The sequence below is a fragment of the Vicinamibacterales bacterium genome, from assembly GCA_041659285.1.
Lineage (GTDB): Bacteria > Acidobacteriota > Vicinamibacteria > Vicinamibacterales > UBA2999 > 12-FULL-67-14b.
Map to the genome: position 1 here is coordinate 1 of JBAZYO010000006.1, position 13,600 is coordinate 13,600.

11 protein-coding genes are annotated in these 13,600 nt (G+C 63.5%); 1 reads left to right on the forward strand and 10 read right to left on the reverse strand.

All coding sequences use genetic code 11. The features are described 5' to 3' along the window. Positions 1–1,000 (reverse strand): DUF262 domain-containing protein (locus WC815_10895; GenBank protein ID MFA5909275.1); only part of this gene is annotated, 1,000 nt, incomplete at its 3' end. A 126-nt stretch (positions 1,001–1,126) separates the two neighbouring features. After that, positions 1,127–2,941: a ParB/RepB/Spo0J family partition protein gene (locus WC815_10900; GenBank protein ID MFA5909276.1), complete on the reverse strand. Its 1,815-nt coding sequence runs from the start codon at positions 2,939–2,941 to the stop codon at positions 1,127–1,129. A 288-nt stretch (positions 2,942–3,229) separates the two neighbouring features. On the opposite strand from WC815_10900, the gene WC815_10905 reads away from it, so the two are divergent. Continuing rightward, on the forward strand, positions 3,230–3,610 hold the full coding sequence (locus WC815_10905; GenBank protein ID MFA5909277.1) for a hypothetical protein: 381 nt from the start codon (positions 3,230–3,232) through the stop codon (positions 3,608–3,610). Between the two features lie 113 nt (positions 3,611–3,723). Here WC815_10905 and WC815_10910 read toward each other — a convergent pair whose 3' ends face one another. The 8 genes from WC815_10910 to WC815_10945 all read right to left on the reverse strand — a co-directional run bounded on the left by WC815_10910 (position 3,724) and on the right by WC815_10945 (position 13,596). Beyond that, positions 3,724–6,348 carry an AAA family ATPase gene (locus WC815_10910; protein MFA5909278.1) on the reverse strand — a complete coding sequence of 875 codons (2,625 nt, stop codon included), beginning with the start codon at positions 6,346–6,348 and terminating at the stop codon, positions 3,724–3,726. A gap of 43 nt (positions 6,349–6,391) precedes the next feature. Then, on the reverse strand, positions 6,392–7,471 hold the full coding sequence (locus WC815_10915) for a BsuBI/PstI family type II restriction endonuclease (GenBank protein ID MFA5909279.1): 1,080 nt from the start codon (positions 7,469–7,471) through the stop codon (positions 6,392–6,394). Then, positions 7,471–9,228, reverse strand: a complete 1,758-nt coding sequence (locus WC815_10920; GenBank protein MFA5909280.1) for an N-6 DNA methylase — start codon at positions 9,226–9,228, stop codon at positions 7,471–7,473. Before WC815_10920 ends, WC815_10915 begins: the two co-directional genes overlap by 1 nt. A gap of 110 nt (positions 9,229–9,338) precedes the next feature. After that, a complete protein-coding gene (locus tag WC815_10925; protein ID MFA5909281.1) occupies positions 9,339–9,533 on the reverse strand; it encodes a CopG family transcriptional regulator in 195 nt (64 codons plus the stop codon). Between the two features lie 113 nt (positions 9,534–9,646). Continuing rightward, positions 9,647–10,633 carry a restriction endonuclease gene (locus tag WC815_10930; protein MFA5909282.1) on the reverse strand — a complete coding sequence of 329 codons (987 nt, stop codon included), beginning with the start codon at positions 10,631–10,633 and terminating at the stop codon, positions 9,647–9,649. A 564-nt stretch (positions 10,634–11,197) separates the two neighbouring features. After that, positions 11,198–12,475: a phage integrase SAM-like domain-containing protein gene (locus WC815_10935; GenBank protein MFA5909283.1), complete on the reverse strand. Its 1,278-nt coding sequence runs from the start codon at positions 12,473–12,475 to the stop codon at positions 11,198–11,200. A gap of 238 nt (positions 12,476–12,713) precedes the next feature. Further along, positions 12,714–13,241, reverse strand: coding sequence for a DinB family protein (locus tag WC815_10940; GenBank protein ID MFA5909284.1), 528 nt, complete (start codon positions 13,239–13,241; stop codon positions 12,714–12,716). A 1-nt stretch (position 13,242) separates the two neighbouring features. Then, a complete protein-coding gene (locus tag WC815_10945; GenBank protein ID MFA5909285.1) occupies positions 13,243–13,596 on the reverse strand; it encodes a hypothetical protein in 354 nt (117 codons plus the stop codon). Positions 13,597–13,600 lie beyond the last annotated feature (4 nt).

Sequence of the window (13,600 nt, forward strand, 5' to 3'; positions counted from 1 at the left end):
GCTTCTCCCGCTCAATCCAGAAGCGGTATTCGACGTAGAGGTGCTTGATGGGCACGTCCGCCATCTGGTGACTAGTCAGGAAGTGCTGCATGAAGAGGTCGCTTCGCGGGCGGATCAAACGGCCCTGCCGCACTTCTTGCCGCCAGAATTCATCATCGAACCGCTGCCAGTACTTCTCGTACAGCTCCTCCTGCGGCTCGCCATTGCGGGCGGCCCTGAGGAATATGAAGTTCCGCAAGAGGTCAGCCGGCAGCAGCGGTTCGCCACGCGCGTTCAGGGTTTCAAAGATCACCTGCGCGTCGTCTTCCCTTTCCAGATCAATCGCGACGACCTGCAGCGCGCTCTTGAGGGCCTGAAACGTCTCTTCAACCCTGACGGCGAGCGGCTGTTGCGCCGCCAGTGGCGGTTCGGCGCCCGTGCCGAGGAAGAACTCCCGGAGCTGCGCGTCGAAGAACAGGTAGGCTTCAACCATCCGGGGCCGCGGATCATAGTGGCGGGCGTACTTCTGCTTGCGGAGCGGATATTTCCGCTGAACCGCCTCACGCGATCCCAGGCCGACCACGTCGGTGAACTGCGGGCGGTCAAGCTGCGTCGGCCAGACCTTGAACTTGTCAACGTCCGGGTCGGCCATCATCCCCTTGTTGAACGTGTAGCCGTCCAGCTCGGTGGCGACTTCCTCGCAGCCATTCTCGCGGCAGAAATCGCGCAGCACGGCCAGGAATATCTGGAGCGTGATCAGGCGTTGTTGCCCGTCAATAACGTGACGTTTTTCGACGTGGGTGACGGGAGTCTGCTTCTGGTCGAGGACCATCGCGCCCAGGAAATGCACGGGCGCGTCCTTGCGGCCCTCCAGCCATTCAGTGAACTTGCGCTCGATGTCCTCCCACAGCGGCTCCCATTGCTGATCGCAGCTCCAGACGTACTGCCGCTGGAATAGCGGCACCTCGAAACGCATTTTCTTCTCGAAGAGAGTCAGCAGCGGGACGGCGTTCGCCTTCATGCCGGGACGATAGCACGTCTTGATCGGGTCTCAGGCCTCAGCGCGTATCGCGTAAGCAACGGGAGGCGCAGAAGATGCCGGCCGTGTCAAGACCGGCATCCTGACGTTGCGGCGCGCTGACGCCGATTACCGCAGCGGCGGCGGGAGCCAGCCGGTGCCGGCGATCTCGCGCTCGGCCAGCTTGGCGAGTTCGGCCTTCTTGAGGTTCGCCCAGGCAGGCGCCGGGGCTTGTTGCCTCGCTTCCCGCAGGGCTTCGAGCACCTGAGCCTTGCTCAGGCGGCTGAAGCAGTTGTCCGCGGTCGGCGTGAACCATGGGCTCATGTCGAGCTGGAGCGCGGTGGCGAGCTGGGCTGCGTGCATCAGCCTCGGGCTGTCAGGGCGGTCGGCCTTTATCTGCACGGCGTTGATCGTGCAGGCGGCGCAGAAGGTCAGGAGGTCGATGAGCACGGCCTGATCCTGCTCCAGGCACCACGCCCAAATGTCGGCGGGAGTGCCGGGGATACGCTGGCCCCAGGTTTCGCGGGCGGCTTCGAGACGCTGGAAGGCGGTCGAGCCTTCCACGCGATGCAACGATTGCACCGTCGCCGAGAGCTTCAGCACCGTATCGTGACGGTGGCCGAACACGTCCAGGACCGGTGCATAGGCCACGGCGGCAAGGCCCACACCCGGTGCGTCCAGGAGGCTTGCGGCAAGAGCCGCAGACCTGTGGGCGGTCAGGCTCTCCATGAGAGAGGCAGGCAATCCGGGCAACTGCTCTGCTCCGCCCTCGCCATCGGGCGTCTCCGATGTCCTGGCGTTCTTTGCCTTGCCGTCTTTCGGCATGTCCTCGCGCCGCACAAGCCCACGCTCGACCTTGACCTGGCCTTGATGGTCGATGGAGACAACGGCACCAGCGATGGCTAGCTGCTCTGGTGTCCAGACGTCTTCACGGTCGTTGAGTTCTTCGACGAGTTGCTCGATTTCGCAGAGACGCTCTGCCATCTGCCTGTCCTCGTCGGTCTCGCGCCATTTCTCCACGAGCCGGTCGTATTCCTGCGTCAGCTTGTCGAGCGTCTCTTGCTTCCCCTTGGTGAGAGGAGCCGGCTCGGCATGGATGCGTCTGTATTCGGCGCTTTGCTGGTATGCGAATTCCGCGGTGACCTGCACCCATTTCCAGCCCTCGGCGCGGATGGCTCCGGCATTCTTCTCGAGTCGTTCGGTGACGAGAGTGTCGAGCAGGGCCGGGTCTTCGATATAGATGCCGCTGTCGTCGTCGCTGAACAGGTCACGCTTCGTTGTGCCTCCGGCTTTTTCGTAAGCCTTGAGCGTCACGAATTTCACGCGCTTGTCGGTGGCTGCGATGTCGTTCTCGGTGAGGGCGGCACGGATTTCCGATGCTCCTTGCCACGGAGCCATCGCGGCGAAGACGCGCTCCTGCGCTTCGTGATCGTCGGTCACGGTAAACGCCATGACGTCCTCCAGCGTGAGGTCGGCGGCGCGGTAGGCTTTGAGGATTTTCGGGCTGACGCGGGCGAGCTTCAGGAGTTTGAGAACGTGGATTTCGGTTTTCCCGAAACGGGCAGAGATGTCGGTGGCGGGCAGGCCCTTGTCCGCAAGGCCGCGGAAGGCCTCGAACTGGTCGGCGGGGTGCATGTCTTCCCGCATGACGTTCTCGGCAAGGCTGATTTCGCTGGCGTCTTCGGCTTCGGTGATGCGACACGGAACGGCATGGGTTGCCTCGATGTCCCCGGCTTTGGCGAGCTGCTGCAGCGCCTTCAGCCGGCGGCCTCCGGCGACGACGGCGAACTTCTTCCCGTCCTTCCTGACGACAAGGTTCTGCTGCAGGCCGTGCGCCTTGATGCTCGCGGCCAGCTCGTCGATGCCGGCCTTGTTCTGCGTCTTGCGGACGTTGCCTTCCCAGGCGGTCAGCTTGTTCAGCGGGACGTTGATGATGTCAGTCATGGTCTTCTCCTTTGGTTGCATTACCCTCTCGGGCGATGCCACCGATCCGCCAGGAGCGGGCGCGGCGTCCCACAGGAAAATTGGGGGCGACCTTCAGGGGGAACCGATTCTTCCTGTTGACGCGGCAAGCGCCCGCGGATGGCAGGGGGCAAGGTTGACCGGAGGGTGATGCAGACCTTGATAGAGAAGTCACCGACAGTGCAATCGAAGACGCCTTGACGGTCGCCAACCAGGAGCGCAAGGTGCTGCGTCGAATGAGGCGATTAAGATGGTGACGGGTGAAATGAGATGAACGATGAACAGCGGATTCTGGCGATCCTGTCGGCGGCGAAGAGGCTTGCGCAGGAATACCGCGAGCTGACCGGAAAGCCTCTCGGCGTGACCGGCGAGGTTGCCGAGTACGAGGCCGCCCGGCTGCTGGGCGTCGAACTCACGCCAGCGCGGCATGCCGGTTACGACGCGGTCCGTCGCAACGACGGGCGACGGTTCCAGATCAAAGGGCGGTGCATGCTGCCCGGCTCCAAGCCGGGACAACGACTCGGATCAATCGACATCGACAAGGAGTTCGACGCCGTGCTGATGGTACTGCTCGACGAGACTCTCGACGCCACAGCGATTTACGAGGCCGAACGGAAGGCCGTGGTCGCGGCGCTCACCGCGCCCGGGTAGAAGGCGCGGAACGAGGGCGGGGCGCTGGCCGTCAGCAAGTTCCGGAGTATCGGGCGCCTGGTCTGGTGCCGGCAGTGCTCGTGACGGCTCCCACGGCGGGTGGGCGACCCTCCTCAGGCAATCTTTTTTTGTCGGTCTCGCAACGCGGCAACCCAGTCCTTGAGCGCCTGGAGGTCCTGGATGATTTCAGTCGGCGGCGGTGGAACCGCGTTGCGCCCACTCGACGGATCATGTGCGTCGACAACGTCGCAGCACTTCCTGAATCCCGCATGAAAAGCGTCGCAGTCAGCTTCGTTCAGGACGGTTATTTTCTTGATGTTCTTCTGGTCGATGTAGTCCCGGTGACGCTGGACGACGCGGAATAGCGCGACATCCTCCAGCGCACGTTCCCACGAGGCACGGAGGCCGTCGTAGATTCCAGCCGCCTCGACGGCGTATTCCTCCTCCGCATTGTTCTCATACAGCTTCTTCGCCTCGCGCGTCGTTTTCTCAAGCTTGTCAATACGGTCTTCGACGCTCTGCGCTTTCCACGGCAGGCCCTCTGCGACCACACCCGCGCCCGCCGGCCCCCGGCTGACTGTCACGAGCTTCGCGGCACGCTTCTTCTCGTAAGCGAGGTCGTGGAGGTCGTTGACAAACACCAGATCGTGGGTAAACACAACGACCTGGCGGTGTTCCGCCTCCTCGACGAGGCGCTTGGCGACCTGCCTCCGCCACCGGTGGTCCAGAGATGACACAGGGTCATCGAACACGAAAGCCGAGAGGTGTGTCGCCGTGGCGACTTCCGTCAGGAACGCCGCCAGCGCGACGCAGGTCCGCTCACCCTCGCTCAGGATGTCCTTGATCTTCGCGTCTGGCTTCGCGAAGAGGCGCAGCTGATACTGCGGGGAGCCGTACTTGCCGCCGGAGCGGACGATTTCGACGCGCACTTTCTCAGCGGCCAGCTTGACGATCTCTTCCTGAAAACGGTCACGGAGCTTGGGCGTAATGACGGTGTCCGCGATGTCGTTGCCGAGCTTCGTGATCGCGTTGGTCGCGGTGTCCGGGGCGCATTGCTGCAGGAAGTGAATGGACTTGAGACGGTCGATTTCCTCCTGGACCGTCTCCAACATGCCGCCGAGAAGTTCCCGGTCGGCAAGTTCCGCAAGGTCGGCTTCGAGTTTCTTGCGTTCGGCATCGCCCGCCGCATTCTGCAGCTCGACCGCGTACGCGCGGATCGTGCTTTCAAGAAGCGCCAGGTGGTGCCCGGGATTCGGCGGCGTTGCCGGCAGGGTGACTTCCTCGCCGCTGCCCAGGTTCTTAAGCAGAACGCACCTGCGGAGGCGGGCCGCCGCGAGGTAGCGGCGCGTCCGGCGCGCCAAGTCTGCGTCCTGAATCATCACTTCCCGCAGATTCGGCCGGAGGGCACGCGTGCCTATGCTGCATGAGGTAAGGTCCTGACGGGCTGTCTTCACGGCGGCTTCGGCCACCTGTGCCGCGCGCTCGGTGTCCTTACGGATGAACGCCTCGAACCGGACCATGCGATCGAGCGCCTCCGGCTGCAAAGTCTGCTGGCACAGAACACATCGGGCGTCCTTCTCAACCGCCGGGAACGGTTGTTCCGGATAGGCTGCTTCTGACGAATAGCGCCGAGCAGCCTCCCAGAGAGATCTCCAGACCTCGCTGCCGATGTCGGGCAGCGGTTCGCCAGAGAACGCTTTTTCGGCGGCCAGGCGCGCGGCTTCTCTCTTCTCCCCGGCGTCTCGATGGGCGGCGAACAAGGCCATCAGGGCGCTGTCGGCCGTTCGCGTTTCGATGTCCTTCAGTTCATCCAGAAGGGCTTTGATACTGTCGGCCTTGAGTGTCTGCTCGGCAAAGGCCTTCGCCGGATTCTTTGACAGGTCTTCCCGGAGACGCGCCAACCGCGCCGTCTCGTCTCCCGTTAGGGTTCCCATCGCACTGATCTTCAGAGGGTCGGTGTCGTGTTTCAGGGAGGCGAGCGCTTTGCCGACCGCAGTGGTCTCCTTCCACGACGGCTTCAAGAAAAGAGGATTGCGGGCCTTTTCGAGCTGGGTCTGCTCCGTCGCCAGCGCCTCCTTAATGGACTGGCAGGCGCCCGCCAGTTCGTCTGGAATATCAAGGCCAAACGGCCGGAAGGCGACCTCGTTCTTTTCATTGATATGGACGGAGGCGCACTCGCTGTCGAAGACACTGACGGCGGAGAGTGTCTTGTGGGGGCGATCAGCGTCGACCCACTTCTCCGGTGCAGGCGCTGCGCGCCCGATGGCGTATGAAATAGTGGCCGTCGCTCGCGCGGGGACGTTCTGTCCGTAGATGTTCCCCTCTATCTTGCCCGCGTGCCGGGCACGGCAGGCGCGCTTCAGGATTCGGGAGTAACCGGACTTGCCCGTGCCATTGTCGCCATAGATGATCGTGATGCCGCTCTGGGCGAATGTCAGCGTTTGGGCCGGTGCCAGGTTGTTGACCCCCTCTACGTCCGCGACCGACACCAGCGAGACAGAATCCCCCTGACCAGGATTGGCGGGCAGGTGACCTTTCGTCAGCGGAGACGGCTTAATCGCGACACTCGCCCCGTGCCCCTGCTTGCACAGGTCGAGAAGCTCCTTCCGGTCTTCGTCCGACAGTCGCCCGCCTGAAACGATCCGGCGCAGGGCGTCGCGCTGCCAGGCGGGGCGGTCTTTCGACCACTCAAGGATGGTGTCAAGAACGGTCTTCGGAGGAGGTGAAGGTTTCGTCATGTTGCGATTCGATTGGATATGGACGGGTGACGCACGGAGAGCCCTATTCCCAGTCAGCGAGCTTCTTGACCGCCTCTGCCTTTCCCTCGTGAAGCCGGATCAGGTTATCCGGCTCGGTGGCAAACCACACGAAAGCGCCCCACGCGAGGGAATCAACCGTCTTCTTGAATGCGCCCTCGCTGCGGTCGAGATAGGCCGTGACGAACGCCACGTGCTCCTCGGGAAACCCGGCGTTATGTGCGAGCGCGGTGAGCGCTTCCTTCCTCTTGGGCGAGATCGGGCCGTCGGTTGCAACGACCTCGACAAAAACGAGCAGGGGATGCTTGGGGCCGAGATCGACGAGCACGATGTCAGGCAGGTTCTTGTCGGCCTGGATGTTGAGGCCGATGGATTTGGCCAGAGCCTCGTCGCGGGCGATGACCTGGTTCTTGCTCTCGCTCAGGAAGATCACGCCCGGGTGCTGTAGGAACCGCGCCGCGAATTCTTCGATGACCGCCTTCGAGATGAGGGAGCTGGCACCGGGGGCCATGCGTCGTGTTTCCCCGCTGGGAAACTTGACCAAGACATGGTCGCCGCCCGCGATGGCGCCCTTGCGCATGATGGTGACGCGTGCGAGCGCGCCCGCCGTCAGGTTGTCCGCCTGCCAATCGCTGATCGCCTTGTCGAGCCCATCGCCCTGCAAGTCCGGCGCGAAGAGCGCGGCAAAGCCTGCCTGAAGGGCATAACGCGGCGCGGGTGACGTCGTTGGCAGGCCCGGACGTTCGATGATGGCGCCGTTCGTCGAAAGCCCGGCCCGGATCGTGTCGTCGCGAATGGACTCACGCGTGTTCACCGCGTACCAACGGCCGGGCGCCTCTCCTTTGCTGCTCTTGCGCGACTCTGCCTCCCAGGCAATCCTTGCACCGGCACTGACGTTCACCGACTGCGCATCCGTCATCCGCGTGACCTGGTCGGGCCGGAGCCACCGATCCGCCCCTTCCACTGCGCCGACGTACAGCATGACGAAGATGGTCTTGGCGGCGATTTCCCAGGTGCAGTTGTTCCGGTTCGGGCTGCCTTCCGGGAAGATGACTTGCAGACGCTTGTGGATTTCCTGGACAGGGATGACGGGCGGCAACGGCATCACGCGCCCTCTCCGAGGTAGAGAGCGCGCAGGTGCCGTTCAATCGTTTCGGGCTTCGCGTTTCGCTTCACGAGCGCTTCAAGATGGCTCATCTCGCTGACGGACGGCAGGGGTAATGCTTCGAGTTCAAACGCCGACACCGCGACGCTGCCGCTGATGCAGCGGAACGCGTGGTCCACGATTTCGGAATTGAGGACGGCCGCCACCACGGCGGGTGTCACGCCCGGCCGGCCGTTCAAGGGCCTGACCATGTTCAGGTGGTTCTCGACAACCACGCCGCCGCATTCCGCGATCAGCTCTTCGGGCAGCGCCGCGGCTATCAGCCGCCGGGATTGCTCCTTGGCCGTCGTGCGCTGAAGGAGCACGCACGGCTTGTCGATCGTGAGCCACTCGTCTCCCGGCAGGAGCTTGAAATAGGGCTCGTGGTTCTTCTTCTCGGCGCGGAACAGGAACTGGCCCGGCCCGGCGATGGCCTCGGACCAGATCAGCGGCATGGTGCTCTGCGACGGCCTCGACCTCAATTGCTCCTTGTGGCGGTTCCAGACAAGGGGGCCAGTGGAAATCTTGTATCCCCAATCCACCAGCCGCGTCTTCATCCGCGCCATCCCCGCAATCAGGGGTTTGTGCTCGGGGACACGCGGGATCAGCCATGGCCCCGACGGGTCGGCGGGAACCGCAAAGGCTCCGGCCTCCTCGATCGAGGCCTTTCCCTCCGTGGACACGGTGAGGTGGTGAACGGTTGCGGTCGCGGCCTGGCGCCCGCGACGGTAGGTGGCAAGCATCGTCTCTTGCTGGACGTTCTCGAAGACGCCCTTTCGCGTGGCGATGAAATCAACCGCGATGGGGGGCGCTTCGGCGGCCAGAAGGCCGCGCAGAGCCTTGAAGTACTCACCCGCCAGAAAACTCGTGGGCGTGACATAAGCGATGACACCGCCGGGGGCAGCCCAACGAAGGGCCAGATCGGTGAAGAGCCCGTAAAGATTGGCGTGCCCATAGAGGCTGCGGCGGTAGTGTTCGCGCAGCCGGGCGTTCAGCGTGACACGGCCGTAAGGCGGATTTCCGATCACCAGGTCGAAGGCGTCGTCGCGCGGTTCCTGCTCCAGGCTGTCGCACACGGTCACGAGCCGCGGCAGCTTGCGGCGGGCTGCGCGGCAGACCTCGGCCATGGTCACTTCAAGGAACACCTGCGACATCCACGCGGCAAACGGGTCGATCTCGAAGCCGCGCAGCCGCCGGCTGATGCTCTCCACGACCTCGGCCGGGCTGCGGCCTTTCAGCGCTTCGATCATCTTCTGCGCGGTGGGCGCGAGAAACGCCCCGCCGCCGCAGGCCGGGTCGAGGACGCGGCAACTCGCCCAATCCACGCCGGCTTCCGTCGCCATCTGAATCAGCCGGTCTGAAAGAGCAGGGGGCGTGTAGAAGATCCCCAGGGTGCCGCGCATGGCCTGGGGAAGCATCGCGGTGTAGGTGATGCTCAACCAGTAGCCCGCGGAAATCGGGTCCAGCGCAGCGGCCTCCGAGCCGATCGTCTCCGCGACCGCAGCCGTGCGGGAATCGAGCCGGGCGGCGGCGATTCCCTCGGGCAGCGCGCTTGGCGTGACGGGAATCCCTGTTCGCGCGGAGAACCTGTCAACAAACACCCGGATGGCTTCGGCCATGAAACCGCAGGCCGCCGCCGTGCGCTTGGCCGAGCCGAAGCGTTCCGTCCATTCGGTCGCCGCGAGTCGAGCGGACCTGAAGCTGCCGTTCGGGCTCAACCGCAGGACTTGGCCTGCAGATGAATACGGCGGCTCGCCCGCCGGGAGCCCTCCGTGGCGGGGTCCCGTGATGACGCGCGCCGAAACGGCGATCTGTTGATGACTCTGCCTCATGAGCGCAGCAGCGGAGCTTGATTGCGGAGATACTCGTGGACCGCGTCGCGGACGACCCAGGCAATGGAGACGCGCTTTCGCTCCGCCGCCTTCTTCAGGTCGGAGTAGTCGTCGATTGGAATCGTGACTGAAAGCCTGGCCGGGTTGGCTTCCTCAGATTCGGTAGTTCGGATGGGGTTCTTCTTCGCCATGACCGCACCACCTTACACCACGGTGGTGCACGTGCCAAGACGGAATCGGAAAGTCTTGAAATATGGGGGGCTCCAGCCGATTCACCCGTCGCCTGGCTTCTATCAGGTGGCGGTTACGAGGACTGGCCCGCCTTGCTGTCGAACGGCCTGAAGTAGGGATTCTTGTGCACCTGGGCGGCCTGCACTTTCTGAACCAGAAACGCCGTCAGGTCTTCCCGCTGCTCAAGGACGAAGATGATCTCCTGCAAATGGCAGAGCGCGACGATCTTGTGTTGGAGAAACTCGCGGGCCGTGTGGACCGCCGGATCGGTGTAGTCGCTCGCGGAAATGAAGAGTCCACGCGCCTCCGGCCTGCCGATCAGGCGGACGAGGTGTTCGGAGATCTGCGCCTTGCCGACCGGGTCCCTGTACCACTTCATCTCGATGAAGTAGAGAGCGCCCTTGAGTTCAATCACGCCGTCGATCTGTTCGACGATGCCTTCGCCGCCGACGCCGACCAGATGAAACGCCTCCTGAACCAAGATGCCGTAAGCATCAAAGAGGCCATTCAAGGCGCCTTCCAACTTCTTCCCGCGTTGTTGAGGCGTAAGGGAGGCGCCGAACAAGGCATAGAGTGCCTGCTTCGCAGCGTCGATCTTCGCCGTTCTCTCCTGTTTTGCGCGGCTGACCTTGTCGGCGTCCGCCAGTCGCGCCTTTCGTTCTTCCTCGCGCTCGATGTTCATCCGCGTGAAGGAATCCTTCTGGTTCACCACGTCGCGGATGCTGGCGACAAGCCCCTTGGCCTTGAGCTGGTCGTCCGGCCAGCAGGCGTCGAAACTCGTAAACTCGACGACCCGCCGCAGGACTTCTCGACGGCACCGCAGCATGGATTCACCGCGCGCGTTCAGCCGCTCCAGGGTGAGCCGCGCAATCTCATTCTTGCGAATGTCGTCGGGCGCGTCCGCGACCCGCTGCGCGAGGTCGTGGAGAAGTTCGTCCGGCACGCCGGCCCCGCGAAAGAAGACCAGCATGTCCTTCTTCGAGCGGTTCAATGCCGGAATGGTGTCAACCAAGAGATTGAACAGTTCGGGCGGGTAATGGAAGGTGATGTCTGCCGTCATGGCGCGGTGCTCAGCATGTGGCTCCGTCGTGGATCAGCGTCTGACGCGCCGTGCGGCGCGGGAAACGACGCTGGAGACGGCGGCCGTTGCCGCCGGTGAATCGAGCGATAGCTCCATGGATGGTTCCATCCGTGGGCGCCGGGGCGGGAGCAGGTGTCCCGCTCTTTCCCGACGCAAGAGAAGATGACAATGGTGCGGGCGGGGGGAGTCGAACCCCCACGGGCCGTTGAAGCCCTACGGATTTTCATACCGTCTACGGCTTTCGCCGCCCAGACACGACGCTTCGCAGCGCACGCGCCAGGTTTGCGGTCTGGACTATCCCTTCACCGTCTCCCGGATCGGCTCCGGGGCTTAGGTGCTGCCCGTCTAGTCTCTACACCTTCCCGGCGGAGCGGTTCCGTCCGGGCTTGGCTCGGGATTGCCATTTCAGGGTTCCCCGAATTTGAGCAGTTCTGCATCGCCGGTTTCCCGGCGAGCACTCAAGTTTTCCTTAAGTCCGTTGCGTCTGCCATTCCGCCACGCCCGCAGTTCACAATCATAGGGTAACCGGGGAATTCAGGTCGTTCAAATCTCCTCGTCGTCCGCCGCCGCTCGCTTCGGCGGCTTCGACTTCTTTTTCGGCTTCATGACGTTGATCGCCGCTGCGTCGAGACTGGTCTTGATGTGGGCCGCGTAATACTTCTCAATCATCTCGACGCTGGTGCGGCAGTTCTTCGCAATCTGGTAAATGTCAGCGCCCTCCATGAGACGCAGACATATATATGTGTGGCGCAGGCTGTAAGCGGTGCGCGGCCGGCCCTCGCGGTCGGCGCGCAGTCCTTCTTCGTCAAGGATGGTCTTGAACAGTTCGCGATGCGACTTCGGGAAAATAAGATCAGTCGGTTTCGGAAGACGCCACGCGGCGGCATCTCCCGTGGTCGCGTGCTCCCCTCCGTCGCCGTTCTCCGCAGGATCGTTCGCCCGCATCGGGCGCAGCCGGGCCTTCAGCCGCTCGAACGGCCGCACGGCGCCGGTCATGCTCTTGCAGTAGCCGACGCCGCGCTTGCCGCGCACTTCGATTTCGAGGATCGTCTCTCCGGTTGCGTCGTCCTCGACGATGGTCACGTCGCGGAACTGAAGGCGCCGCGCTTCGTCAGGCCGGACACCCGTGTTGGCCGCGAAGAGCACATAGTCGTGGAGTTGCTCTGATTCCCATTTGTAGCGGGGATTGAGCGGCTCCCGCGCCCGCTTCCGGGTCGCCTCGTAGAGCTTCTTGTATTCCTCGGGCGAGAACCACGCCCGGTGCGAGATTTTTGGCGAGGAACGGTACGGCGCGGAGAGGTCGGGCAAATGCGCCAGCCATCCCTTGCGGATCGCGGTCTTCAGCGTCTGGCGCAAAGTGACGATCTCCTGGTGCATCGTGTTGTGCGCGGGCGGCTTGCCGCGCTTCTTCACCGCCTCCTGCAGGCGGTGGATGCGGTATTCCTGCACCTGACCGGCGGTGATTTCCGAGAGGCCCATCTCACCGAAGAACGGCACGAGGTGCACGCGCGACCGCCAGTGCTGGCTGTCTACATAGACCTTGCTCCGCTGCCCCTGCGTAATGATGTCGTATTCGCGGAGGAACTGTTCGGACGCTTCGCGGAAGGTCTTCTCGGTCTTGATCTCGCCGGAGCGGAGCTTCCCCCGAAGCTGGAGATACCAGTCCTCGGCGACTTCCTTGGCCTTGGCGAGGCTCTCTTCCTTAGTGCTCTTGCGGCGGTTCCTGCCCGCAAGGTAGCTGGAACACTGCCAGCAGCTGCTGTTGGGGCGCTTGTAGACGTGGACCTTGCCGCCCAGGATGGTGTGCTGTTCGGTCGTCACCTCGGCCCTCCAGAACGCCCTCTCAGAATGTGAAAATGTGAAAGAGTTGTGTAATGGTAACAGAGGTTAGGACGATACGAGTTATCTATCTGTGAATAAGCGTGTTACTGGCTGATCTCGGATTAACAGTTGTGATTTTAAGTCCTGTGCGTCTGCCAGTTTCGCCACCCCGGCTTGGGCAATGCTTGAATCTTGCGATCTTGTGATTTGGTGAGTTGGCGATTCAAGAACTCTTGTCTTATTCCTGTAACCGCTTCAATAACTGTATCTGACCGGCATGATACAGGTCGTGGGCGGCGACGCCGCGCACCAGGCCCTCGAAAGTGAACGGCTTCCCTGGCGCCTTCCGCGTCCAGCGGGCGGCCGGGAATACAGCCACCGCGGCCCGCAGCCGGTCGTGCTCGTCCTCGAGCAACGCCAGGTCCGCGCGCCACTCGGCTCGCGTGCCTGCGATGGGACGCTTCCAGAAGTTGCTGCCCTCGAGCGCGAACGAGCGGCCCTTCTCGCCGGTGAGCCGCCGCCGGATGTCGTACTTCCAGTAAGCGGCGTGCACCACCAGTTCCCAGATGTTGTGCGCGGACCGGCCCTGCCCCGCCGTCTTGTCCGCCGCAGTCTTGGCGGAGGTGGAAGCATGGGCGAAGGCGGATCGCCAGGCGGCCTGCTCCCGCGTCACCCCGCGCAGCGATCCGCGCAGGTTGGTGCCGTGCCACGACCGCTTGTCGAAGGCCTCGTCGATCGACGCCAGCAGCAACCGCGTCGTCGTCATCTCAGTGCACCAGTTTGGATTCCCGCGGTCCGCCAATCACGCGCGTGATCATGTCGCTCAGCCGTGCCTCGGCGATCGCGAAGGGGCCGGCGCTGGCAGTGCCCAGCTGCATTTCGATATGGACCAGCACGCCGCCCGGGTCGGGGCTCACAATCCAGCTGAAGCCGCGCAGCGCGACAGCGGGAGGATCCCCCGCGGGGTCCCTCGCGCGATCGAGCGCCTTCAGCATCTGCTCGAGCAGCGTCTTGACGTCGGCGTCGGTCCAGTTGTCGGCGTCGGCCGGCACGCCCTTCATCTTATGGGTGACGGCGCCCGCACTCCCACGCACCCACACATCCACGTCAATCATCGCCACGGTT

Bases quoted from the DNA above. Each gene is read 5' to 3' on its own strand.
- WC815_10900 (MFA5909276.1), bottom strand. From the start codon at position 2,941: ATGACTGACATCATCAACGTCCCGCTGAACAAGCTGACCGCCTGGGAA.
- WC815_10905 (MFA5909277.1), top strand. From the start codon at position 3,230: ATGAACGATGAACAGCGGATTCTGGCGATCCTGTCGGCGGCGAAGAGG.
- WC815_10910 (MFA5909278.1), bottom strand. From the start codon at position 6,348: ATGACGAAACCTTCACCTCCTCCGAAGACCGTTCTTGACACCATCCTT.
- WC815_10915 (MFA5909279.1), bottom strand. From the start codon at position 7,471: ATGCCGTTGCCGCCCGTCATCCCTGTCCAGGAAATCCACAAGCGTCTG.
- WC815_10925 (MFA5909281.1), bottom strand. From the start codon at position 9,533: ATGGCGAAGAAGAACCCCATCCGAACTACCGAATCTGAGGAAGCCAAC.
- WC815_10930 (MFA5909282.1), bottom strand. From the start codon at position 10,633: ATGACGGCAGACATCACCTTCCATTACCCGCCCGAACTGTTCAATCTC.
- WC815_10940 (MFA5909284.1), bottom strand. From the start codon at position 13,241: ATGACGACGACGCGGTTGCTGCTGGCGTCGATCGACGAGGCCTTCGAC.